We start from the raw sequence: 24489 nt of genomic DNA on the forward strand, positions 1-24489 counted from the left end.
CGGGAACTCGCCGAGCAGCTGGGGGGCCCCGCCTCCACCGGCTGCCCCGCTCGCGACGCGCCGGACCGCCCGCCCCGCCACGGGGCGCCCGGTCCGTTCGCCCGTGGTCAGAACTCGACCGCGTCCCGGATCAGCGGGCAGGTCATGCAGTGGCCGCCGCCGCGGCCCCGGCCGAGCTCGGCGCCCACGATGGTGATGACCTCGACGCCCGCCTTGCGCAGCAGCGTGTTGGTCTGGGTGTTGCGGTCGTACGTGAAGACGACGCCGGGTTCCAGGGCGACGGCGTTGTTGCCGCTGTCCCACTGCTGGCGCTCGGAGGCGTACACGTCGCCGCCGGTCTCGATGACCCGGAGCTTCGGCAGGCCGAGGCCCTTGGCGACCACGTCCACGAACGGGGTGCCGCCCTCGTCGGTGATGTCCACGCCGGGGGCCTTGTCGCCGGGCCGCAGCGTGAAGGTGTGGACCGAGTCCATGATCTTCGGGTAGAGCGTGACGATGTCCCGGTCGGCGAAGGTGAAGACGGTGTCCAGGTGCATCGCGGAGCGCAGCTTGGGCATGCCCGCGACGATGACACGGTCGGCCGCGCCCCTCTCGAACAGCGAGGCGGCGACCTGGGTGATGGCCTGCCGCGAGGTGCGCTCGCTCATGCCCATGAGGACCACGCCGTTGCCGACGGGCATGATGTCGCCGCCCTCGAAGGTGGCCTGGCCCCAGTCCTGCTCGGGGTCGCCCCACCAGACGGTGGCGTCCTTGTAGTCGGGGTGGAAGGTGTAGATCGCCTTCATGAGCAGGGTCTCGCCGTGCCGCGCGGGCCAGTACAGCGGGTTGAGGGTCACGCCGCCGTACAGCCAGCAGGTGGTGTCGCGGGTGTAGAGCGTGTTCGGCAGCGGCGGCATCAGGTACTCGCGTACGCCGGTGGCCTCGCGGGCCAGGGAGACGTATCCGGAACGGAAGGCGTCGGGCAGGTCGGCCGTCGACAGGCCGCCGATCAGGTGGTCGGCCAGATCGCGGGCCGCGACGGAGTCCAGGAAGGCGCGGGTGTCGTCGATCAGGCCCAGGCCGACCTCATTGGCGATGATCTTCCGGTCGAGGAGCCAGGCGCGTGCCTCGGGGATCGCCATCGTCTCGGTGAGCAGCGTGTGCAGCTCCACGACCTCGACGCCCCGCTGGGTCAGCTTGTTGACGAAGTCGGCGTGGTCGCGCTGAGCGTTCTCCACCCACATCACGTCGTCGAACAGCAGGTCGTCCGAGTTGGTCGGGGTCAGCCGGCGATGGGCGAGCCCCGGGGAGCAGACAAGGACCTTGCGGAGCCGTCCGACCTCGGAGTACACGCCGAGCGCGGGCTTGGCGGAAGCGTCGTTGCTGGTCATGCGGGGCCTTTCGGGTACGGGGTGCCGAGGGGAACGGGTCGGGGAGGACGAGGGCGGGCTCAGAGACTGATCCAGCCGGCCGCGAGGGCCACGACGCCCAGGACGGCACCGGCGATCGAGACGACGAGGATCACCAGTTCGCGCGGGGAGAAGAGCCGTCTGCCCTGCTCGCGCCGGGCCTTGACGAACAGGAAGGTCGCGGGCGCGTAGATGATGAAGGAGACCAGGACGAACTTGAGCCCGGCCGCGAACAGCAGGAAAGCCGTGTACACCGTGGCGAGGGCGGCCACGACCAGCTCGCCCCGGGTGCTGCGGCCCGCCACCTTCTCCCGCTCGGGCCGCACCGCGATCTTCACCGCGAACGCGGCGGCGAGCAGGAACGGGATCAGGCTGAGCGCACTGGTCAGGTCGAGGGCGAAGTTGAAGGCGTCGTCGGAGAACGCCGTGACGACCAGGACGACCTGGCTGAGGGCCGTGGTCATCAGCAGGGCCGGCACCGGCACGTCGCCGCCGCTGGAGCGCCCCAGGAAGCGCGGCATGTCCTCGTCCTTGGCCGCCACGAAGAGCACCTCGGCGGCCATCAGGGTCCAGGCGAGATAGGCACCGAGGACGGAGATGATCAGGCCGACGCTGACGAAGACCTTGCCCCAGGTGCCGACCGCCGCCTCCAGGACCCCCGCCATGGAGGGCTGCCGCAGCTCGGCGATCTCGGCCATCGGCAGGATGCCGTACGACACGATGGTCACCGAGGCGAAGACGGAGAAGACGCTGAGGAAGCCCAGGATCGTCGCCCGGCCCACGTCCTCGCGGCGCTTGGCGTGCCGGGAGTACACGCTGGCGCCCTCGACCCCGAGGAAGACGAAGACGGTGGCGAGCATGGTGCCGCGGACCTGGTTGAACAGCGAGCCGGCGTAGTCGGCGCCACCCCAGTTGTCCGCGAAGACGGAGGCGTCGAAGGAGAACAGGGCCAGGATGACGAAGACGATGATGGGCACGACCTTGGCCACCGTCACGATCCGGTTGATCGCGGCGGCCTCCTTCACCCCGCGCCGGATGAGCAGGAAGAACGCCCACAGCCCGGCCGAGGACAGGATGATGGCGAGAGCGGTGTCGCCGTCGCCGAGCGCCGGCCAGATCGCGCCGATCGTCGACATGATGAGCACCCAGTACGTCACGTTGCCGACGCAGGCGCTCGCCCAGTAGCCGAACGCCGAGAAGAAGCCCAGGTACTCGCCGAAACCGGCCTTCGCGTACGCGTAGACACCGGCGTCCAGGTCCGGGCGGCGCACCGCCAACGCCTGGAAGACGAAGGCGAGCATCAGCATGCCGAAGCCGGCGATCGCCCAGGCGATCAGCGCGCCCGCGACACCCGTCTCCTGCGCGAACCGGCGGGGCAGCGAGAAGACGCCGGCGCCCACCATGGAGCCGACGACCATCGCGGTCAGCGTGACGAGGGTGAGTTTGGCCGCCGGCGGGGACCCGGCGGTGCTGGCGTCTGTTCCGGTATCAGCGTGCGACATGACCTACCTCGGGGGCGACTCGGTGGCCACCCCTTGAAGCGACGAGAGATGACTGAAAGCCGAATCTAGCCGGATAAGACCTTCTTGTCCCTGTACACAACTGTTTGGGCCTCTTGGGGCGGTCCGACCCATGAGCTCTCGGCCATATGGCCCGAATGCCGCAGGTCACCGGGTTAAACCTCGAACGGAGCAAGATCGCCGCTTCGAGGTAATGCCCTCGAAGCGATGGGGTGTACGGGGGGCACCGGCCGTTACTGTTCCCCGGGATCTGGACGGATTCCCAGAGCTTCATCCCTCTTTCTCCCTCTTTCCCTGGTTTTCCCTGCCTTTCCCGCGTCACCGCCTTCACCGCCTTCACCGCCTTTCGAATTCCTCCTCTTTCACTGACCGGGGCACACGTGCGCCGGTCACCACCCCCCTGCGAAGGAGAGCCCGCCCCATGACCGTCGACACGAGCCCGGAAGCACAGCAGGACACCCCCAAGCAGTCCAGCCTCAGCACCGCCGCTGCCCGGAACCTCGCCACCACGACCAAGTCCGCCCCGCAGATGCAGGAGATCAGCTCCCGCTGGCTGCTGCGGATGCTCCCCTGGGTCGAGACCAAGGGCGGCGCCTACCGGGTCAACCGCCGGCTGAGCTACACCGTCGGGGACGGGCGCATCGAGTTCGTCCAGGACGGGGCACACGTCCGGGTGATCCCCCGTGAGCTCGGCGAACTCGCCCTGCTGCGCGGCTTCGAGGACGAGGAGGTGCTGAACGCGCTGGCCGGCCGGTGCGTCCAGCGCGACTTCAGCGCCGGCGAGGTCCTGGTCACGCGCGGCACTCCCGCCGAGGAGATCCACCTCGTCGCCCACGGACGCATCAACCAGACCTCCCTCGGCAAGTACGACGACGAGGTCGCCGTCGCGGTACTCGCCGACGGCGACCGCTTCGGTGAGAACGCCCTTCTGGACTCCGACGCCCGATGGGACTACACCGCCACCGCCGAGACCGCCGGCACGCTGCTCACCCTCTCCCGCGCCGAGTTCGCCGCCGTACTCGCCTCGTCGTCGGCCCTCCAGGCCCACATCGAGGAGTTCAGCTCGCTCCCGCTGCAGCGCCAGAACAAGCACGGAGAGGCCGAGATCGCGATGTCGGCCGGTCACACCGGCGAGGTCGCGCTGCCGGGCGCCTTCGTGGACTACGAGCTCAAGCCGCGCGAGTACGAACTCTCCGTCGCCCAGACCGTCCTGCGGGTCCACACCAGGGTCGCCGACCTCTACAACGGGCCGATGAACCAGACCGAGGAGCAGCTCAGGCTCACCATCGAGGCGCTGCGCGAGCGCCAGGAGCACGAGCTGATCAACAACCGGGAGTTCGGCCTCCTCCACAACGCCGACTTCAAGCAGCGGATCCAGACCCACTCCGGCCCGCCCACCCCGGACGACCTCGACGAGCTCCTCTGCCGCCGCCGCGGCACCAAGCTCTTCCTGGCCCACCCCCGGACGATCGCCGCGATCGGCCGCGAGTGGAACGCCCGCGGCCTCAACCCGGGGACCGTCGACCTCGACGGCCAGCAGGTCCTGAACTGGCGCGGAGTCCCGCTGCTGCCCTGCAACAAGATCCCGATCACCAAGGAGAACACCAGCTCGATCCTCGCCATGCGCCTCGGCGAGGACAACCAGGGCGTCATCGGCCTCCGTCAGACCGGACTTCCGGAGGAGTACGAGCCCGGCCTCTCGGTGCGCTTCATGGGCATCAGCGAGCAGGCGATCATGTCGTACCTCGTCACCACGTACTACTCCGCCGCCATCCTCGTGCCGAACGCGCTGGGCGTGCTGGAGAACGTGGAGATCGCCCGCAGGCACTAGCCGAGCTGTCCCGCGGCCGCCACGACGGCCGCGACGGTCCGGAGCGTCCCGGGCCGGCCGACCGTGCCCGGGACCCCGGACAGCCCACCACCCTCACCAAGGAGTCACGGATGCCCGAACCCGGGCCTTCCCCTCTGCAGTCGAGCCTGCCCACCGCCGCCGCCCACTTCGGGATCCATGTCCTCGGACGGGCGGCCACTCCCGCCGAAACGGCAGGGGCAGTCGCTCTCACGGCCGCGGCCACCGCCGCGACCGGCGCCGGCACCGCGCCCGTGAGCGCTTCCACGCCCGTGACCGCCGCCGCTTCCGTGGCCACCCCCGCACCCGTGGGGCGGCCCCCCGCGCACGTGGCGCCCCTCGCACCCGTGGCACCTGCCGCGCCTACCGCGCCCGTGGCGCCCGCCGCGCCCGTGGCCGCCGCAGCCTCCGTGGTCGCTCCCGCCGTCGTGGCCGCCCCCTCGTCGCCGGCCGGCCTCGCGGTGACCGCGCCGCCCGTCGCCGGGCCGGGTTTCGTCCTGCCCGGGCCCACCGGCCTCGGCACGGCGGCACTGTCCCTGGCCCGGCGTGCGGCGGTCCCCGAGCTGCCGGAGCCCCCGGCGCACCCGGCACCGGTGGTGGGCCGGCCGATCCCGGGCCTCTACTTCCACCCCGTACCCGAACCCGACCCCGTACGGGTGGACGAGGTCAGCCGCAGGATCAAGGCCTGGGCGCTCGACGAGGTGCAGCTCTACCCCGATGACTGGGAGGGCGAGTTCGACGGGTTCTCCGTCGGGCGCTACATGGTCGCCTGCCACCCCGACGCCCCGACCGTCGAGCACCTGATGGTCGCCACCCGCCTGATGGTCGCCGAGAACGCCGTCGACGACTGCTACTGCGAGGACCACGGCGGCTCGCCCATCGGCCTCGGCGGACGGCTCCTCCTCGCGCACACCGCCCTGGACCCGCTCCACACGACGACGGAGTACCAGCCGCTCTGGGCGGAGTCGCTCCACGCGGACGCCCCCCGTCGCGCCTACCGCTCCGCCATGGAGTACTTCGTCGGCCAGTCGACCCCCTCGCAGGCCGACCGGTTCCGGCACGACATGGCCCGGCTGCACATGGGCTACCTCGCCGAGGCCGCCTGGGCCGAGACGGACCACATGCCGGAGGTGTGGGAGTACCTGGCGATGCGCCAGTTCAACAACTTCCGCCCCTGCCCCACCATCACGGACACCGTCGGCGGCTACGAACTCCCCGCGGACCTGCACGCCCAGCCGGCCATGCAACGTGTCCTCGCGCTCGCCGGGAACGCGACCACCATCGTGAACGACCTGTACTCGTACATGAAGGAACTGGACAGCCCCGGCACGCACCTGAACCTGCCCGTGGTGATCTCCGACCGCGAGGGCGTCTCCGACCGCGAGGGCTACCTGAAGGCCGTCGAGGTCCACAACGACCTCATGCGCGACTTCGAGGCCGAGGCCGCCGCCCTCGCCGCGGCCTGCCCCGTCCCGACCGTCCAGCGCTTCCTGCGGGGCGTGGCCGTCTGGGTCGACGGCAACCACTACTGGCACCAGACCAACACCTATCGCTACAGCCTGCCCGATTTCTGGTAAGAAATGGATTTATCTGTGACCAGCACCGAGTACACCACTGTCACCGGCACCTCCGCGTTCGTCCCCTCCCCGGCGACGCCGTACCAGGGCGACATCGCCCGTTACTGGAACGCCGAGGCCAGGCCCGTCAACCTGCGCCTGGGGGACGTCGACGGGCTCTATCACCACCACTACGGCATCGGCGCCGTCGACCACGCCGCCCTCGGGGACCGCCAGGACAGCGAGTACGAGAAGAAGCTGATCGCCGAGCTGCACCGGCTGGAGTCCGCGCAGGCCGAGGTGCTCCTGGACAACCTCGGAGCCATCGGACGTGACGACACGCTCGTGGACGCCGGCTGCGGCCGCGGCGGTTCGAGCGTCATGGCCCACCAGCGCTTCGGCTGCAAGGTCGAGGGCGTCACCCTCTCCTCCACGCAGGCCGACTTCGGCAACAAGCGCGCGAGGGAACTCGGCATCGACGACCACGTCCACGCCCAGGTCTGCAACATGCTGGACACGCCGTTCGAGAAGGGCACCATCGCCGCCTCGTGGAACAACGAGTCGAGCATGTACGTCGACCTCGACGACCTCTTCGCCGAGCACTCCCGCTTCCTCAAGGTCGGCGGCCGCTACGTGACCATCACCGGCTGCTGGAACCCGCGGTACGGCCAGCCCTCGAAGTGGGTCTCCCAGATCAACGCACACTTCGAGTGCAACATCCACTCCCGCCGCGAGTACCTGCGCGCGATGGCCGACAACCGTCTCGTCCCGCAGGCCGTCATCGACCTGACGCCGGACACCCTGCCCTACTGGGAACTGCGCGCCACGTCGTCCCTGGTCACCGGGATCGAGGAGGCGTTCATCAACTCCTACAAGGACGGCTCCTTCCAGTACGTCCTGATCGCGGCCGACCGGGTCTGATCCGACGGGCTCCGTGAGCACCGGGGGCCCGGTCCGTCACGCGACGGACCGGGCCCGTCCGGGCGTCGCCTCCCCGGGCCTCGCCTTTGAGGGCCTCGCTTTCCGGGCGTCGCCTTCCGGGCGTTGCCTTCTGAGGGCGTCGCCTTCCGGGCCTCGCCGTTCAGGCCCGCGCCGCGGCGGCCTCGTCGAGCAGCCGCGCGCGGTCGATGGCCTCGCACCCGGTGGCCGGTACGGTGCACGCGTAGGCGCCCGCCACCGCGCCGTAGAGCGCGCACCGGTCGAGGTCCTCGCCGGTGAGGTGGCCGAAGAGGAAGCCGGCGGCGAAGGCGTCGCCCGCGCCGTTGGAATCGACCACCGGCTCGCGGGGCGTGACGGCCGGTACGTGGACGAGCCCGGCGGCGGTCAGCAGGGAGGCGCCCTCGGCCCCGGCGGTGGCGATCACGACCTCCGCCCGGCCCCGCTCCAGGATGCGGCGCATGGTCCGCTCCCTGTCCGTGAGGGCAGTGGCCGAGACGAAGACGATGTCCGCGCCGTAGGCGAAGGGCTCGTGATACGGGTTCTCTCCGTCCCAGTCGTGCAGATCCGTGGAGAGGGTGAGGCCCGCCTCGCGCAGCAGCGGAAGGGCGGAGGCACAGGGGTGTGTGATCGAGACATGGGCGTGCCGGCTCGCCGAGGCCAGGGGGCGGAGCAGTTCCTCGGGCAGCCGGTCGGACTCCCGGGAACGGCTGTCGTCGTAGAGCGAGAGCCGGCGGCCGTCGGGGCCGACGAGGTTGACGGCCCGCTTCGTCCCGCCGGGCAGGGGCACCTCCGTGAACCCGATGCCCCGGTCGCGGTGGAACGACCGGACGAGGTCGCCCGAGGGGTCGTCGCCGATCATGTCGATGTGGTGCGTCCGCAGACCGAGTGAACTCAGGCCCAGGGCGACGAAGTCGCCGGTCTGCCCGGCGCGGGTCTCGATGCCCGGCCTGATCATGTAGCTGTCGGCGTACGGGAGGGGGAGCTCGGGCACGTACACGATCGTGTCGACGCCCGATCCGCCCAGGACGAGGACGTCGTACCGACTGCTCATCACGGTTCCTCTCGTGCGGGCGGGGCGGCTCAACTGCCCGTGATCACAGGTGAGTCAAGCAGTCCGTGCCACCGGTCGGCAAGATCTTGCAGGGGTTTGCGGGAAGGGCTTGCGGGGATTCGGTCGCAGCCGTCTTCCGGCCGAATGTCCGGTCGTGGTCTGGACCTGACAAGTGGACTGTCGCTACGGTGGCGTGCGCGCTCGCTTGAGAGCGCTCTCAGTGCCTGCTCCCCCCACTAGGAGGCTCCTGTGAAACGTACGTCCGCCCTGCGCGCCGCCGCCGCGGCCCTGCTGCTCACCGTCGGACTCGGCGCCGCCCAGGCGATGCCCGCGAGCGCCGTCCCCACCGCCACCGCCCCCGCCGCCTCGGCGGGACTCCTCGACGCCATGCGTCAGGACCTCGGGCTCACCGCGCGGCAGGCGGAGGAGCGGCTGGCGGCCGAACGCACCGCGGCCCGCGTCGAGTCCGAGGCCCGGAAGGCCGCCGGTGGCTCGTACGGCGGCTCCTGGTTCGACGCGGGCTCCGGGCGGCTGGTGGTCGCCCTCACCGACCGCGACGAGGAGCCCGAGGTCAGGGCCCTCGGTGCCGACACCCGGCTCGTCCGGCACAGCGCGGGTGCGCTCGACCGGGCCAAGGCGCGGCTCGACGCACGCCCCGCCCCGAGCGGTGTCGCCGGCTGGCACGTCGACCCCCGCTCCAACAGCGTCGTCGTCACCGTCGTCCGCGCCGACCGGAACGCGCCCGCCGTACGGGCCTTCGTCGAGCGGGCCCGCGAGACCGGGCCCGTGACCGTCGCCGAGACGGCGACCGCGCCCCGTACGTACGCTGCCGGAACCGTCGGCGGCGACCCGTACTACACCGGCAACGTCCGCTGTTCCATCGGCTTCTCCGTGCACGGCGGCTTCGTCACCGCCGGGCACTGCGGCGGGGCCGGAGCGGCGGTGCGGGGCTGGGACGGATCCGCGATGGGCACCTTCCAGGGCTCCTCGTTCCCCGGGAACGACTACGCGTACGTGAGCATCCACAGCGGCTGGTGGACGGTGCCCGTGGTGCTCGGCTGGGGTGCGATACCGGACCGGCTCGTCAAGGGCTCGGCCGAGGCGCCGATCGGCGCCTCGATCTGCCGCTCCGGTTCCACGACCAAGTGGCACTGCGGCAGCGTCCTGGCCAAGAATGAGACCGTGAACTACAGCCAGGGCGCGGTGCAGCAGATGACGAAGACCAGTGTGTGCGCGGAGGGCGGCGACTCCGGCGGCGCGTTCATCAGCGGCGACCAGGCCCAGGGCGTCACGTCCGGCGGCTGGGGCAACTGCTCGACCGGTGGAGAGACCTGGTTCCAGCCGGTGAACGAGATCCTCAGCCGCTACGGCCTCACGCTGCACACGGCCTGACGGCCTGACGGCCTGACGGCCTGACGGTTCGACGGGAACCTTCAACGCCCTTGCCCGCGAGGGTGGTTGACGAATGGTCTGGACCAACCTACGGTCTGCTGGAGCGCGCGCCACACCTAGGACCACCCCCCCCACGTCCCCAGGAGTACGCATGCCAGCGCCCCGGATCGCTCGTCTCGTCGGAGCGGGTCTCGCCACCCTGCTCGCCGCCGCCACCCTCGCGGCTCCCGTCGCCTCGGCCGCCCCGACCACCGCCGCGGCCGCCCCGTCCGCCGCGGCCGCCGACACCTGTGCCCTCAAGCAGAAGCCCGCGGGCAAGGTGCTCCAGGGCTACTGGGAGAACTGGGACGGCGCGGCCAACGGCGTCCATCCGCCCTTCGGCTGGGCGCCCATCGACGACCCGCGCTTCGCCGCCCACGGCTACAACGTGATCAACGCCGCCTTCCCCGTGATCCGTTCGGACGGAACGGTGCTGTGGGAGGACGGCATGGACAGCACCGTCCGGGTCTCCACCCCGGCGCAGATGTGCAACGCCAAGGCGGCGGGGGCGACGCTCCTCATGTCCATCGGCGGAGCTGCGGCGGGGATCGACCTCAACTCCCGTGCCGTCGCCGACCGGTTCATCGCGACCATCGTGCCCCTCCTGAAGACGTACAACTTCGACGGGATCGACATCGACATCGAGACCGGTCTCGTCGGCAGCGGCAGCATCGGCACCCTCTCGGCGTCGCAGGCCAACCTGGTGTACATCATCGACGGCGTCCTCGCCCGCATGCCCGCCGGGTTCGGACTGACGATGGCGCCCGAGACCGCGTACGTCACCGGCGGCAGCGTCGCCTACGGCTCGATCTGGGGCGCGTACCTGCCGATCGTCAAGAAGTACGCCGACAACGGGCGCCTGTGGTGGCTCAACATGCAGTACTACAACGGCAGCATGTACGGATGCTCGGGCGACTCCTACGCGGCGGGCACCGTCGCCGGGTTCGTCGCGCAGACCGACTGCCTGAACCGCGGCCTCGTGATCCAGGGCACCACCATCCGGGTGCCGTACGACAAGCAGGTCCCCGGCCTCCCCGCCCAGCCGGGAGCGGGCGGTGGCCACATGGCGCCCTCGCTCGTGGCGCAGGCGTGGAACCACTACGGCGGCGCGCTCAAGGGCCTGATGACCTGGTCGGCGAACTGGGACGGGTCGAAGGGCTGGACCTTCGGCGACAACGTGAAGGCCCTCCAGGGCCGCTAGCGCCGCCCGGCGATTCCCGTCGGCTCCGGCCGGACCGGCGCGTGCCGAGCTCCGGACCGGTGATCCAGAACCCGGGATCACTGGTCCGGAGCACGGCAGTTGTGCTTTGCTGGCCGTATGACCCTGCTCGTGACGCGCCGACACGTGGACTACGCGCGCGTCACGACCACGTCCTGTTCCGGCTGACCCCGAGGCCCTCGTCCCGGCAGCCGGCCGTCGCCCGCGCGACCACCGTGCCCCCGTCACACCCCTGAGCGCCACCCTCCGGCAGCCCCTTCGGGCCCCGTCGGCACGGGCCGGCGCGAGCGGCCTCCCGGTGCAAGCCCCGCACACGACGCGCAGACGACACCAGGAGGACCCATGACCACCCGCGACGTCCCCGTCCCCACGACCGAGGCCGGCGTCGACGCCGACTCCGCACGGAAGGCCTTCACCGCCGAGTGGGAGGAGTGGCACCGCGACAAGGAGGCCCGGCTCGCCGCCGAGCACGGCTTCCTCGCCATCACCGGCCTGCACTGGCTCACCGACGAGCCGCAGCGCGTCACCGACGCCCCCGGGCTCTGGTCGACCGGACCCGACAGCGTCACCGTCGAACTCGACGAGGGGACCGAACTCGTCGTCGACGGCACGGTCGTCCGCGGCCGGTACGACTTCGCCGTCATCCCGGAGCGCGGCGGCATCGACGCCGTCTGGGGGGACACCGTGATCGAGGTCGCCAAGCGCGGCGGCCACCACGTCGTCCGGCCGCGGCGTCCCGACCACCCGCTGCGGGTCGCGTTCGCCGGGACACCCGCGTACGCGCCCGACCCCCGCTGGGTCGTCACCGGCCGGTACGTCCCCTTCGCCGAGCCGCGACCGACCACCGTCGGCGCCTCCGTCGAGGGGCTGCAGCACGTCTACGACGCGCCGGGCGCGATCACGTTCCGGCTCGACGGGCGGGAGCTGAGCCTGACCGCCTTCAACGGCTACACCCCCGGCGGCTTCTCGGTGCTCTTCACCGACGCGACCTCGGGCGTCACCACGTACGCCGCCAACCGCAGCCTGCGGATCGACGCGCCCGGCCCCGACGGCGAGGTCGTGCTCGACTTCAACCGCGCCGCCAATCTCCCCTGCGCGTACACCGACTTCGCGACCTGCCCGCTGCCGCCCGCGGAGAACCGGCTGCCCGTCGCGGTCGAGGCAGGGGAGAAGATCCCGTACGAGCGCGGCCCGGTCACCCCGTAGCCGCCCGGCCCGGGATCTCCTGCCCCGCCAGTGCGCTGAGGGCCGCCGCCGCGAGGGCCGTGACGGCGGGCGGCAGGGCCGTGCGCACATCGGGCGCGAAAAGAGGGGAGTGGTTGGGCGGGAGCCGGCCCGCGGAGTCCGCCCACTGGCGCGGGCTCGCGGTACCGGTCATCCAGTAGACGAGGGGGACGTCCTTCTCGCCGTGCAGCGCGGCGCCAGCGCCGCCGTACAGAGGGAAGTCCTCCGATGCCAGCGACGGCGGCCAGTCGGCGACCCGGGCGGCACCGTAGAGCCCGGTGTGGGCGGCGCGGACCGCCCGGGTCGCGGCCGGATCGCCCCACAGGGCCGGGGCGCGGGAGACGACCGTGATCCCGGGCTCGCGCGGGCAGTCGGCGGCGGCGCACTCGGCCCGGACGACGCGCTCCACGGCCGCGAGCGCGCGGTCCAGGGACTCCTCCGTGAGCGCCCGCAGACCGATGCCCAACTCCGCCGTGTCCGGCACCACGTTCACCGCCGTGCCCGCCCGCAGGGTGCCGACGGTGAGCGTGAGCCGGTCGCCCGGGGCGGTCTCGCGGGAGACGATCGTCTGCAGACGGGTGATCACGGCCGCGGCCGTCACCACCGGGTCCACGGTCAGATGGGGCGTCCCGGCGTGACCTCCTCGCCCGTGCACGACGACGTCGAGCGCGACGCTCGCCGCGGTGACCGGAGCATGCGGGGTGCCGTGCGCGACCATCCCCGCCGGCAGCGGCGCGGCGTGCTGGGCGAGGACGACGTCCGGCCTGCCGAACCGCTCGTACAGACCGTCCTCCAGCATCGCTCGCGCACCCGTCAGCGTCTCCTCGGCCGGCTGGCCGAGGACCACGAGGGTGCCCCGCCAGTGGGCGGCCCCCCGGGCCAGGACGTCCGCCGCCCCGGCGGCGGCGGCGAGATGGAGGTCGTGGCCGCAGGCGTGCATGGCGCCGTTCCCGCTCGCGTACGGCAGTCCGGTCCGCTCCTCCAGCGGGAGCGCGTCCAGTTCGGCCCGCAGGTACACCCGTGGGCCCTCGCCGTTGCGCAGGACACCGACCACGCCGTGGCCGCCGACGCCCCGGGTGACGTCGAGGCCCAGGGCGGCGAGCCGGTCCGCGAAGAGCCCGGCCGTGCGGCGCTCCTCGCCGGACAGCTCAGGGGAGCGATGGACGTCCAGATACAGGGTGAGGGCGGGACGCAGTGCCTCTCCGGCCGAGGCGAGGGCGGGGTGGCCGGGCTCGGGCCGGCTCGCCGCGGCGGGACCGGGGACTTCGGGCTGGTTCACGGGGCTCCAGAGGGATGGCGGCGCGCCGCTGGCGTCGCGTGCCAGCGATGTGCGTGCGGGAGACATGCCGAACGGTGAGCGGGTGGCGGTGGAATGGGGGACGTACCCACCCCCGGGCGGTCCCGTTCGGGACCGTGGTCAAGAGGAGGCGCCATGAACAAGGACCTGAGCACGCTCGCCGACGAGATCCTCGAGCTCGAGGCCGAGACGTTCGAGATCTCCGACTACTCGGACGCCAGCGAGGTCGTCCTCGCCGGTTCCACCAGCACCAGCTCGACCTCGACGTGCAGCTCCACCACCAGCACCACCTCCTGCTCGGCCTGATCGACGTCCCACCGGCCGGATCACGGCCGGAGGCGCGCCCGGTGTCCGTCCCTCGGACACCGGGCGCCTTCCGTTCCGCCGCCTCCACGGCCGCTCGGCTACGGGAACGGGTGCGGGACCCGGCGGATCTCGGCGTCGGTCAGATCCGTGGCCCGGTGGCCGCCCCGGCGCAGGGCCGTCCGCAGCCGGGGCAGCAGCGGCGCCCGCTGCCGGTTCCAGCCGAAGTCGATCGGCAGCAGACCCGGCACGAGGGTGCTCACCGTGCTCAGCCCCATCCGCTCCTGCTCGGGGGTGGTCTGGTCGACGACGATCACGTCGTGCCCGGCCCCCGCGAGCATGTCGGTCACGGCCCGTACGTCGTCCCGGAGATCGTCCGTCCGGGGCCGGCCGGCCGACTCCCAGTCCCGGTAGACCTCGTCGAAGGGACGGACCGCCAGGGGCTCCAGATAGCCACGGGCGTGCACCGCCATCCGCGGCAGCCCGTACAGCTGGGCGTGGTCCTTCAGATGGCGGACGAGGCCGAAGTCCTCGGCCATGGCCTCCAGTTCGGCCCTTCGCTCCTGGGTCTGGCGGGAGAGGTGCGGGATGTAGGTGAGCACCTCGGACAGGGCGCCCTCGACCGCGGACCGGGGGTCGAGCGAGGCCGCCGCCGCGAAGGAGAGGGTGCCGGGGCCGCCGTCCCGGCGTACGGCCACCGCCGTGACCACGGGGACCGGCAGGTCGACGCGGTTGTCCAGGACGTGGACGTCGTACCCCTGGAGCGCCGCACGTTCCGCCATGGCCGCGGACGTCCGGCCGCCGACGGTGGCCAGGTCGATCTCGGTGAGTCGGGCGTCGCCGTACCAGGCGTTCAGGAACGCGTCCCGCTCGACGAGTTCGAGGAGCCCGCCGAGGACCGCCTCCTCGAGGCTGCCGCCGATGGCGCAGCCGTTGGAGCACTCGAAGACGAAGTTGTCGGCGGCGAGGCCCGCGCTGTAGTAGACGAGCCGGGAGGGGACCAGGACCGGACGCTCGTCGCGGAGCGACCAGCCCCACTCCCAGGGGATCGCGCGGTCCGGGTCGAAGGGGTCGACCAGCGGATCGTCGCGGTAGGTGCGCGGATCGTAGAAACCGCAGGAGGCGGGGTCGACGGCGTCGTCCCGGAGTTCGTTCCAGGAGCCGGTCACGGGGGTGTGCCCGCCGCGCCGGTGGGTTCCCGCGTACCGTTCGAGGCCCTCCAGGAAGGCCAGGGTGCGGCTGGTGGAGAAGGTGTTCTCCTGGCCGCTCCACGTGACGTCGTTGAGACCGGCGTAACCGCGGACGAAGACGCTCCCGGCGACCGGCGCCGTCGTCGGCGAGGTGACGCTGATCCACGTGCCGCCGCCGAGCGCGCCGCACACCGGGTTGGCGAGCGCCTCGCGGGGCAGCGGGTACGAGGCCGCGGCGCGCAGCCGGTACGTGCCCGGGTCCGGCTTCCGCCGCTCGACGAAGGCCATCGGGCGGGGCCCGGCCGGGGTGCGGTCGGGGGCGCAGTCCGGGCAGAGCGGATCGGCGAGGAGCGGGTACGTGCGGACCGCGAGCGTCGTCAGGTCGATGCGGGACACCTGCGGCAGCGCCCGGTCGGCGGGGTCCGACGCGGCGGGTTCGGCGCCGGGCCCGCCGTCGAGCACCGCCTGATGGAGGGACGCGACCGCGTCGTACACATGGTCGGTGAGCAGCGGCCACACCCCGGCGGGGCGCGGCCCGTCCGGACCGCCGGTCTCCAGCGCGTCGCGCTCGCTGCGACTGCGCAACCGCTGCCAGCGCAGGGCGAGGCAGCGGCCGCAGGCGGGCGCGGTGCCGTCGCCGCCCCAGGGGCCGACGAGGACCGCGGAGGCGGTGAGGTGGACGCGGGCGCCGGCGCGCTCGGCCGCCCACGGGTCCGGGGCTCCCAGGCCGCCGAGCGGTGCGCCGGCGTCCGTGGCACCGACCGGGACGACGGACACGTCCCGTCCGAGACGCGCGGCGAGCGCGGCCCGGAGGCCGGCCCGCGCCTCGTCCAGCGGCAGCGGCAGGGACGGCGTGGTCCCGCCCCGGATGCTCGCGGCGGCGCTCACGACGACCTGGTCCAGCGGAAGGTCTTCACCGCGACCGCGCCGAAGACCAGGGCGAACACGAGCAGTCCGACGCATCCCACCCACACGTCGGAGGAGTCGCCGCGGCCGGCGAGCGCGTGGGACACGGCGTCGTTGAGATAGCGCAGCGGCATGGCCAGCGAGACGTTCTGCAGCCAGGACGGCATCGAGTCGAGCGGGAAGAAGGACCCGGAAAGGAACGCCATGGGCAGCATCAGGAAGTTGGCGACGGCCGCGACCGACTCGGGCGTGTCGGCGAACGACCCGATGATCACCCCGAGCAGCAGGAAGGTGGTGATGCCCAGGATCAGGACCGGGATCAACAGCGGCCAGCCGGAGGCCGGTTCGAGGCCGAACACCGGCAGCATCGCGACCCCGACGAAGAGCAGCGACTGGACGGCGCCGACCACCAGCGCGATCGCGTAGCGGGAGCCGGTGACGGCGGAGAGCGGGGCCGGGGACATCCGGATCAGCCGCAGGATGTCATCGGTCCGCCACTGCATGAGCGTGAAGGCGATGCCGAACACCGCGGCGTTCGCCACACCCCAGGACAGCACGCCCGAGGCGGTGTACGAGAGGTAGGAAAGGCCGCTCCCCTCCACGGCCTGGCCCCGGAAGATCAGCCCGAAGACGACGAGGAAGAGCAGGGGGAAGGCGAACGTGAAGAAGAGGGTGGTCTTGTCGCGGACCTGGGCCCGGTAGCCCGCCCCGGTCAGTGCGGCGTAGGCGCTCATGGTCAGGACTCCGTGGTCTCGGCGTGCGGGTGGGCGGACCTTCCGGCACCGGAGAGGCGGGCGGTCAGATCGAGGTAGACGTCCTCCAGGCTTGCGGAGCGGGTCTGGACGCCGTCGAGTCCGACGAGCTTGTCCACGGCGGAGAGGACACGACCGGACGCGTGGGTCTCCAGGACGAGCGAGCCGCCCTCGACGCTGACCCGTTCGACGCCCTCGATCGCCGCGGCCCGTCCCTCGTCGAGGCGGCCCAGGGGAAGCAGAAGACGGCTCGGGGCCCGCGAGGCGCCGACCAGGTTGTGCGGGGAGTCGGTCACGGCGATCCGGCCGTCCACCAGGATGGCGATCCGGTCGCAGAGAGCCTCCGCCTCGTCGAGGTGGTGGGTGGTGTGCACGATGGTGCGCCCCTCCGCCTTCAGGCCGCGGAGCACCTCCCACAGGGCGCGGCGCGCCTGCGGGTCGAGCGCGGCGGTCGGCTCGTCGAGGAAGATCAGCTCGGGACCGTGGACGAGCGCGGAGGCGATCGCAAGGCGCTGGCGCTGGCCACCCGAGAGGTTCTCGACCTGGACGCCCCGCTGTTCGGCGAGGCCCACGGAGTCGAGGGTGGCGTCCACGGCGCTCCGGGGCGCCCCGTACAGCGCGGCGACCGTCCGCAGGTGCTCGTGGGCGGTCTGCCGCACGAAGAACGCCGAGCTCTGGGTCTGCACGCCGAGCCGGGGGAGCAGCGCGGTGTTGCGGGGCCAGGGGGACTCGCCGAAGACGGCGACCGTGCCCGTGTCGGCCCGGCGCAGTCCCTCCATGATCTCGATCAGGGTGGACTTGCCCGCACCGTTGGGGCCGAGGAGACCGAAGAACTCGCCCCGGTGGATCTCCAGGGAGACGTCGTCCACGGCCTGGCGGTCCCCGTACCGCTTGGAGACTCCCTGGACCCGGACGGCGGCGGTCGGCGAACCGCCCGCGGCGGATGTGGTTGACATGGCCTGTACCTCACTCATGTGGTGCGTGGTTCCTTCGGGTCAGCCGAGAAGGTGGAGTACGAACGTGATCGTGGCCGCAGCGGCGAGGAGCACCAGGGCGGTCGAGCCGAGCGCGTACGCCGTGTAGATCCGCCGGGCCCGTACCGAATAGCCGGCCAGGGCCTCGGCCCCCGGGGCCCCGCGCCGACGCAACGCCAGATAGGTCCGGGTCTCGGGGGCGAGGTGATCGGCTCCGAGGGCGTGGCCGAGCATCCGGTACCCGTCGAGCGGCGGCAGGGGGACGAGATTGCTCAGCGCCTGGATCGTGCCGAGCACCAGCAGTCCGGCGAGCGGGGGATGCTCCGGCGCGTCGGCGGGGAGCAGGAGCCACCAGACGCCGAAGGGCAGCAGGAGCAGCATGTTGAGGTACGCGCCCGCCCCGGCGATGACGAGTTTGGCCCTCCGGCCCGGCAGGAAGAGGTAGTCGTCCACCGTGCAGTAGAGGAGAGCGGCCGGGAACCGCCAGCGGAGGCCGATCTCGGCGACGTGCCCCCCGTAGTGCTGGGCGGCGACTCCGTGCGCCAGCTCGTGGAGCGTGATGCTCGCCCAGAGGAACAGGGCGACGCCCATCAGCGCGAACGGCTGTCGGACCAGTTCGGCGGTGCCGTCGAGCAGCGCCCCCGACCGCCATAAGAGCGCGCCGACGAGTACGAGGACGGCAGCCAGGAGCGGTAGTTGGACGGCCCGGTGGAGGAGGGGGCGCAGGGCGCGGTGCAGCCGGGCGGTGGTCGCGTCGGCGTCCGCGACCATCGGACGGGTGCCGCGCCAGAGGGAGTTGGGGCGCCGTGGGGCGGGGGCCGGGGCGGCCGGATCGGGCGCGCCGACGAGGAGGCCCCGGGTGCCGAGGAGGCCGAGGAGCCGGTTCCAGTGCTCCTCTCCGAGCCGGCGGCCGAACCGTTCCGCGTACACGGGTGCGAGGTCGTCCAGGTTTCGCGTGCCGTCGAGGCGCGATATGAGGAAGTGCTCCTTGATCCCGACCTCGAACGCGGCTCCGGTGACGGGGTGTCTGACGAGGTGGACGGTCCGGGAGCCGCGCAGGAGGGGCGGGCTGAGGAGCACCCCCGGCCGGAGAGCGGGGCGATAGGCCCGCGCGGCGGTGGCGGTCACGCGTCCACCGCCGCGACGTGCGGGTCTCTGAGGACCTGGCCGAGGACGAAGGAGAGATAGGCCTCGTCGCGGATCGTCACATGCAACCGGTTGTTGGTCATGTGCATATAGGGGGAGAGGAGCCGGGGGAGTACCGACGGCAGATGGGTGAGCGGCGCTGTCGGGACGGCCTCCACCGGATCCGCGCGCAGCTGCCCGGTGTCCTCGCGGGCGGGACCCTCACGGAGGGGGAACAGCAGCTCGCCCCGGCCCGCCGACTCCGCGATGCGACCCCGCAGTTCCAGGCAGTGCTCGGCCCAGCCCCGCAGGAAGGAGGGGAGTCGCTCCAGCTCGCCGCTCGCGATCGCGGCCCGGACGGCGGCGAACCGGCGGCCCAGGGCGGGTGCCATCTCGGCGTAGTTCCGCTCGTACTCCTTCGACCCGATGAACCCGGTCCCGGGGAAGGCGCGGTGCCAGAACGCGTAGTAGCCGTCCAGGTAGTCGGCGAGCCGGTCCTCCTCCGGCAGGAAGCAGCTCGCCATCACCATCATCAGCTGCGCGGAGGTGCCGAGGAGCACGGTGCGGAGGTGGAGGTTCATGGTGCGGAAGGCGTCGACGACCAGCTCGCTGGAGTGGCGGAAGTGCCACTCGGCGAGCTCGACACCGGCCGGACCGCCGTACTTGGCGTACTCGGGGGCGTACGGCTCCTCGCTGAAGGTGTTGTTCGGCCGCAGCCTCATCCGGCCGTCGTCGCCCATGAATCGCCCCCGGTCCTCGCCGGGGAACTCTATGTCGAACAGGGCGTTGTAGAAGTCCTTGAGGAAGCCGGAGTCGACCTCGTACAGCGCGGGACGGCCCTTCAGGAAGGCGGTGAGCGCCTCCTCGGCCCGCCGTCGCACCTCGGGAGCGGCGGCCGGGCTCGCGGGGCGGAACCGCAGCCGCACGTGCGGGCCCTCCAGCCAGTAGTTGATGAAGAAGTGACCCGCGAGCAGCCCCTCCTCGGTGAGCCGGGCGACGAGCGGCCGCACGCAGTCCACCAGCATCGGCCGTGGGCTGGCGGCGTAGAAGACGTGCAGGGCGATCCACTCGCCCGGTTCCCCGGCGGGGGAGCCGGGAGCAGCCGCTCCGGGGCCGGGTCCGACATGGGGCGCGGCGGCGGGTGCGGACGTGGGGTGCGGGGAGATCAGTTCCGGCATGTCGGGCCGTCCTCGGTGCGGTGGCGGGAAGTGAAGGTCTCCACGGCCAGTTCGGCCACGTGCCGGCCCTGGGGGGAGGTCAGGTGCAGCGCGTCCTCGGCCGGGAGCATCTCGCGCAGCGCCACCCCGGTCCCCGGCTCCCGGTCCACCAGGGCGTCGAACGAGGTCAGCGACAGCGGACTCGCGAAGTCCAGGTACACGGGCTTGGCCCCCAGGGCCCTGCGGCCCTCGCGCAGCACCGTGGCGAAGACCTGGTCGGGCAGGCCGTGCCGGTGCTGCCAGCGCCGCCACTCCAGGTACCACGCGGCCTCGTCCGCTCCGGGGCGGCGGGCCGGCAGCACGGCGGCGTCCGCCGTCCACGCACGACGGCTCACCACGATGTCACCGTGGACCACCCGTGGCCTGCGCGTGACGCCGTCGACGGCCGGACCCTCGGGAACGCCGCCCCAGACATCGGTCGGGGTCATGGAACTCGGCGAGAGCAGCAGCAGGGTGCGGGGGATCTCCGGCAGGGCCACCGGCACGAGGTACCCGAGGTAGACCGGCACGACCTCGCGGTCGAGCCGGCGCGAGCGCAGGACGAGACGGTCGGTCCCCTCGTCGTGCTCCAACGACAGGTCGCCCAGGTCGAGTCGGGCATCCTCCGGAACCGTGGACGTCTCGCCGGGACACACGATCTGGTAGTCCGTCAGCCTGCCGTGCAGATTGAGGTTGCTGGTGACGGGACCACCGGTCAGCTCGGCGAACACCGCGCCCCGGGGGCTGCGATCGCGCAGCTCGGCGCGCAACCGCTCAGACAGCCCGGCGCCGCCGGGCGGCGGGGCCCCCGTCACCCCGTCGTAGGCGTGGGTGAAACGGCTGAACGGGAAGGCGAGCCCGCCGTACGAGCGGTTGAGGACCACACGGTGGCCTGCCTCGCCGTCCGGGGTGGGCGGCGTCACCTGGAGGTGATGGCTCTGGGGGACGAAGTCGCCCACGAGCGGCTCCATTTCACCCGAAACGGCCGCGAGCAGCTCGCCGGGAAGCCGCAGTTCGCCGTCCGTGCCGCTCCGCTCCCATGACTCCCACGACTCCCGCATTCCCGCGACGAAACGGCGGCGGGCGTCGTCGAGGGCGCGCAGCGCGGGCTGGCCGAGCCAGTTCTCCTCCGGGACGTACTCCCCGTGCGCGTCGAACGTCGTGCGCTTCGCGGCGAAGGAGACGTACTGGTCGAAGAAGTCCTCGTGGAAGTCGTGCACGAGGCCGAGCAGATCGTCGCAACGGCCGCCGCGCCCGTAGCGGGCCACGAAGAAGCCGTGCAGGGTGATGCGGTGCGGAAGCGTCAGGTCGAACAACGGCAGCACGCCCTCGACCGCCCGCAGGGCCCGCCCCGTCGCATCCGTCAGGAGTCCGGTGCCGCAGGGCAGGTCGGCGCCCGCGCTGACATCCTCGTAGAGCAGCGTGCGCGGCAGCGTGGGTTCCTCCGCTCCCAGCCCCCTCTGGACGTCGAGGAGTTGCTCGCGGAGGGTCCGCAGGAGCACGCGCCGTTCGGCGAGACCCGCGGTGGGGTACGCGGCCAGGCAGGCGGCCGGACCGTCAAGGGCGTCGGCCACCCCGGCGGCCCACGGGGCCGCCAGATCGCGCAGGGCGAGCTGGAACGACCGCAGCGGGTCGGGGCTGTGCACATCGGTGCGCAGACACGGGACTTGGACGATGCCGAGCTGGAGCAGCGCGGCGGCGTACCGCTCGCACTCGGCGGTGTCGGCACCGTGCTCGGTCCCCAGCCACGCGACCAGGTCGCGGTGGCGCAGCCCCGCACGCTCGTCGAGGAACGCGAGCAGCCGCTCCAGGGCGCCGCTGCCCCGGAGGTAGAACAGCCGGTCGCGGACGGAGTCGAAGGTGACGGACGCGTCGTCGTCGCCGCTCGTCACCCACTGCCGTACGTAACGGATCCGGTCCTCGTCACGGCCCCAGCCCGGGGACAGCGCGACGGGCAGGTCCTGGCGGTGCGCGGGGTCGGCGAGGATCAGCTCGGCGAGCCGGCCCAGGGCGACCACATTGAGCCGTACGTGACCGGTCCAGGCCTCCGGCCCGCCGATGCGCAGGTCGGCGCCCTCGCCCGCCCCGGCCTCGAAGACCCCGGTCGCGACCGGGGTGAGCGTGCTGAACGGGCTGGTCTTGCACGCCGTGCGGTAGAGGTACGCCAGCGCCGACCGCTCGATCTTCCGCATCCGCTTGTCCGGGTCGGGACGGGTGTCGCCCAGATAGGCGTCGAGCCGGCTGTCGAGCACCGGTGACGCCAGGAGCAGGCCCCGGCGCAGCGGCTCCCGGGAGAGCGCGCTCCGCAACTCCCCCCGTGCGGTGCGCAGTTCCTCCGCGAGGAGGGACGGGCCCGCGCCGAGGAGTTCGGCGTGTGCGACGCGGTCGTCCAGCCAGGCGGAGACGCGCGCGCCGGCAGCCGCGTCGAGTCCGGCCACGAGCCGTGCGGCCGACGCCGGGTCGGCGGGCAGTCGGTTGTTGAAGATCTGGCGGCGCAGGGCGAGGAGCGCCCGGCGGGCGTCGTCGCCGACGGCGTCGGCCGCCTCGACCAGGGCATGGAGCTCCTCGCTCAGCGCGGCGCCGCCGCCGGAGAGACGCCTCTCGCGGGTGAGGACCTCGTCGGCCCAGTCACGGGTCCGAGGGCAGCGCAGCCCGTGCACGGTCTCCATGGGAAGTCCGGCGGCCCGGAGCAGGAAGCGCCGGCCCACCTCCCAGGTGACCTGGGGCGGGAGCAACGTTCCGGTGCCGGCACCGGTGTCGATGGCGCTGGTGTCGGCGTCGGTGTCGATGTCGACGGGGCTGGTGTCGGCGTCGGTGTCGACGGGGCTGGTGTCGGCGTCGGCGCTGTCACCGGTCCCGGTGCTGGTGCTGGTCAGCAGTGTCATCGCGGGTCCCCCTCAGGCGATCTCGTGACGGAAGTCGGCGGGCCCGGGGCGTTCGTTGCCGAGCGGCATGATCAGCAGCGGCGCCTCCGCCGTGCCCTCGAGGCCGAGCCTCTCGACGAACGACACGTTGTCGAAGCCCAGAGCCACCCCCGCGCCGAGCGACAGGGCGGACGCCGCCAGATAGAACGTCTGGGCCACGGCGCCCGCCGTGCCGACGGCGAGCCGGTAGCCGCGGTCCCCGACCGCGTCCAGGACGGCCTTCGTCCGGACCGTCGGCACGAGGACGACGCCGGCCTGCTCCAGGTTGTAGTTGGCCAGGAAGTAGTTCTCCTGGAGGAACGCTCCCTGGGGGCCGGGGACGACGAGCGCGAGATCGCCCGCGTCGGGGTCGTAGACGTAGGCGCCGGGCGCGATGTCCTGGACGTGGTTGACGAAGGCGTACAGACGGACCTGCCGGAGCGTGCCGTCCGGATCGGCCTCCCCGCCGAGGAAGGTCGCCGCGCAGGCCGCGAGCACGGACGACAGCTGGCCGGGCGTCACGGGGTCGGCCGCGTCGAAGCGTCCGAAGCTGCTGCGCCGGCTCCGCAGCACGCGGCGCACCGGCACCTCGGGGAAGGCGGGCGCGGGAAGCGGGACCCGGGTGCCGCCCGCGGGGACGGGCCGGGCGGCCGCCGGGGCGAGCGCGCCGGGCGCGGGCCGGTCGGCGGCGCCGGACACGGTCGCCGCGTGCATCGCGAGCACCGTGGGGAACTCGATGACGGTACGGGAGCGTTCGACGTCCCGGTGCCGCACCGACGGGTCGGAGCCGTCGGCCGCCGCCCGGTCGCCCACCGCCGTCCGCGGCACGGTGCCGCCGCCCTCCCAGCGCAGGGGCACGACGGCGAACACCCCCTCCTCCTCGCCGGCCGTGCCGAGCAGGCCGTTCAGCCGGGGCTCGTCGAACCACAGGACGGGTGCGGTCCGCAGCCCGTGCGCGGCGGCCCAGACGCGCCAGGTCTGCACGAGCGTCCCGACATCGGTGCAGACCACGTGGTAGCCGAAGCTGTTGTACTTGAAGGCCGTCTGCCAGTACTTCACGCCGAGGATCAGATACTGGTCGGTCTCCAGGGCCTCGGCGGGCGCGTCCGGACCCAGCGCCTCGCGCACCCGCGCCGTCACGTCCCCCGTCAACAGCCGCTGCACGGCGTGCCGCTGGACGTCGTAGTAGTGGATGCCGGGCGTGAGCGGGCCGGAAGGACCCGAGGCCCAGTAGACGCCGACCGGGTAGAGACCGCCGCCGCCCGCCGTGCCCCGCGACCAGTTGGCGTGGGTGTAGAACGGCAGCCCGGACAGGTCGCTGTTGGCCTGGACTCCGAGGCGGCGGCCGGTCAGCCCGTACGAGTCCTTGAGCATCGCGGACAGCAGGGGAAGGGTGAAGCCGCCGGGCGCCCCTGGCGGACCGGCCGGATCCGTGTCCGACGGTCCGCCGCCGGACCGGGGGAGAAGGCCGGCCCCCGCGGGCGCGTCGGCCAGGCCGTCCCCGTCGGGCAGGGCGTACGACTCCACCCCCGGATAGAACTTGCCCCTGCGCGGCCCGTCGGGCCAGTCGGGGACGAAGTCGGCGGGTTCCATCGGAACGCGGCCGCGGTACAGGACGGCATTGGCGTACTCATGGGCGTACCCCATGGGGTCGGCCTCCTTTCGG

At 72.5% G+C, this 24489-nt stretch carries 18 protein-coding genes; 7 read left to right on the plus strand and 11 right to left on the minus strand.

The genetic code is table 11. From position 1 onward, the window contains the following. Window positions 1-107 precede the first annotated feature (107 nt). Together ACFQ79_RS19305 and ACFQ79_RS19310 are read right to left on the minus strand one after the other, a co-directional pair. On the minus strand, window positions 108-1370 hold the full coding sequence (locus ACFQ79_RS19305; protein WP_383584959.1) for an arginine deiminase: 1263 nt from the start codon (window positions 1368-1370) through the stop codon (window positions 108-110). A gap of 59 nt (window positions 1371-1429) precedes the next feature. Further along, entirely contained in the window at window positions 1430-2890 is a 1461-nt protein-coding gene (locus tag ACFQ79_RS19310) for a basic amino acid/polyamine antiporter (protein ID WP_383584962.1), read from the minus strand. Window positions 2891-3329: 439 nt separating this feature from the next. On the opposite strand from ACFQ79_RS19310, the gene ACFQ79_RS19315 reads away from it, so the two are divergent. From ACFQ79_RS19315 to ACFQ79_RS19325, 3 genes are all read left to right on the plus strand, one after another. After that, the gene (locus ACFQ79_RS19315; RefSeq protein WP_383584964.1) at window positions 3330-4739 is read left to right on the plus strand and encodes a family 2B encapsulin nanocompartment shell protein; all 1410 of its coding nucleotides are present in this window, start codon (window positions 3330-3332) and stop codon (window positions 4737-4739) included. Between the two features lie 110 nt (window positions 4740-4849). Next, window positions 4850-6334 (plus strand): family 2 encapsulin nanocompartment cargo protein terpene cyclase, encoded by a 1485-nt coding sequence (locus ACFQ79_RS19320; RefSeq protein ID WP_383584967.1) that lies wholly within the window; start codon window positions 4850-4852, stop codon window positions 6332-6334. A 3-nt stretch (window positions 6335-6337) separates the two neighbouring features. Continuing rightward, complete coding sequence (locus ACFQ79_RS19325) at window positions 6338-7234, plus strand: geranyl diphosphate 2-C-methyltransferase (protein WP_383584969.1); 897 nt, start codon at window positions 6338-6340, stop codon at window positions 7232-7234. Window positions 7235-7394: 160 nt separating this feature from the next. Here ACFQ79_RS19325 and ACFQ79_RS19330 read toward each other — a convergent pair whose 3' ends face one another. Next, a complete protein-coding gene (locus ACFQ79_RS19330) occupies window positions 7395-8303 on the minus strand; it encodes an adenosine kinase (RefSeq protein ID WP_383584972.1) in 909 nt (302 codons plus the stop codon). A 249-nt stretch (window positions 8304-8552) separates the two neighbouring features. Here ACFQ79_RS19330 and ACFQ79_RS19335 point away from each other — a divergent pair, with 249 nt between their 5' ends. The 3 genes from ACFQ79_RS19335 (at window position 8553) to ACFQ79_RS19345 (ending at window position 12159) form a co-directional block, all read left to right on the plus strand. Further along, on the plus strand, window positions 8553-9695 hold the full coding sequence (locus ACFQ79_RS19335; protein WP_383584974.1) for a S1 family peptidase: 1143 nt from the start codon (window positions 8553-8555) through the stop codon (window positions 9693-9695). A gap of 151 nt (window positions 9696-9846) precedes the next feature. Beyond that, a complete protein-coding gene (locus tag ACFQ79_RS19340) occupies window positions 9847-10935 on the plus strand; it encodes a chitinase (RefSeq protein WP_383584976.1) in 1089 nt (362 codons plus the stop codon). Window positions 10936-11295: 360 nt separating this feature from the next. Next, window positions 11296-12159 carry a DUF1684 domain-containing protein gene (locus ACFQ79_RS19345; RefSeq protein ID WP_383584978.1) on the plus strand — a complete coding sequence of 288 codons (864 nt, stop codon included), beginning with the start codon at window positions 11296-11298 and terminating at the stop codon, window positions 12157-12159. Here the strand turns inward: ACFQ79_RS19345 and ACFQ79_RS19350 are convergent. Continuing rightward, window positions 12149-13456 (minus strand): amidohydrolase, encoded by a 1308-nt coding sequence (locus tag ACFQ79_RS19350; protein ID WP_383584980.1) that lies wholly within the window; start codon window positions 13454-13456, stop codon window positions 12149-12151. The genes ACFQ79_RS19345 and ACFQ79_RS19350 overlap by 11 nt on opposite strands. A gap of 153 nt (window positions 13457-13609) precedes the next feature. Here ACFQ79_RS19350 and ACFQ79_RS19355 point away from each other — a divergent pair, with 153 nt between their 5' ends. Then, window positions 13610-13780, plus strand: a complete 171-nt coding sequence (locus ACFQ79_RS19355; protein ID WP_030757923.1) for a thiazolylpeptide-type bacteriocin — start codon at window positions 13610-13612, stop codon at window positions 13778-13780. 98 nt (window positions 13781-13878) lie between these two features. Here the strand turns inward: ACFQ79_RS19355 and ACFQ79_RS19360 are convergent, their stop codons facing one another. The 7 genes from ACFQ79_RS19360 to ACFQ79_RS19390 all read right to left on the minus strand — a co-directional run bounded on the left by ACFQ79_RS19360 (window position 13879) and on the right by ACFQ79_RS19390 (window position 24470). Further along, complete coding sequence (locus ACFQ79_RS19360; protein WP_383584983.1) at window positions 13879-15855, minus strand: TOMM precursor leader peptide-binding protein; 1977 nt, start codon at window positions 15853-15855, stop codon at window positions 13879-13881. Beyond that, window positions 15852-16607, minus strand: a complete 756-nt coding sequence (locus tag ACFQ79_RS19365) for an ABC transporter permease (protein WP_383584985.1) — start codon at window positions 16605-16607, stop codon at window positions 15852-15854. Before ACFQ79_RS19365 ends, ACFQ79_RS19360 begins: the two co-directional genes overlap by 4 nt. Before the next feature lie 2 nt (window positions 16608-16609). Further along, window positions 16610-17581 (minus strand): ABC transporter ATP-binding protein, encoded by a 972-nt coding sequence (locus tag ACFQ79_RS19370; RefSeq protein ID WP_383584987.1) that lies wholly within the window; start codon window positions 17579-17581, stop codon window positions 16610-16612. Window positions 17582-17620: 39 nt separating this feature from the next. Continuing rightward, window positions 17621-18727 carry a metalloprotease gene (locus ACFQ79_RS19375; RefSeq protein ID WP_383584990.1) on the minus strand — a complete coding sequence of 369 codons (1107 nt, stop codon included), beginning with the start codon at window positions 18725-18727 and terminating at the stop codon, window positions 17621-17623. Next, window positions 18724-19902 (minus strand): lantibiotic dehydratase C-terminal domain-containing protein, encoded by a 1179-nt coding sequence (locus tag ACFQ79_RS19380; protein WP_383584992.1) that lies wholly within the window; start codon window positions 19900-19902, stop codon window positions 18724-18726. The genes ACFQ79_RS19375 and ACFQ79_RS19380 overlap by 4 nt, the downstream gene beginning before the upstream one ends. Next, on the minus strand, window positions 19890-22589 hold the full coding sequence (locus ACFQ79_RS19385) for a lantibiotic dehydratase (protein ID WP_383585047.1): 2700 nt from the start codon (window positions 22587-22589) through the stop codon (window positions 19890-19892). The genes ACFQ79_RS19380 and ACFQ79_RS19385 overlap by 13 nt, the downstream gene beginning before the upstream one ends. 228 nt (window positions 22590-22817) lie before the next feature. Continuing rightward, complete coding sequence (locus tag ACFQ79_RS19390; protein ID WP_383584994.1) at window positions 22818-24470, minus strand: nitroreductase family protein; 1653 nt, start codon at window positions 24468-24470, stop codon at window positions 22818-22820. Between the last annotated feature and the right edge of the window lie 19 nt (window positions 24471-24489).

The organism is Streptomyces sp. NPDC056480 (assembly GCF_042795405.1).
Classification (GTDB): Bacteria; Actinomycetota; Actinomycetes; order Streptomycetales; family Streptomycetaceae; genus Streptomyces.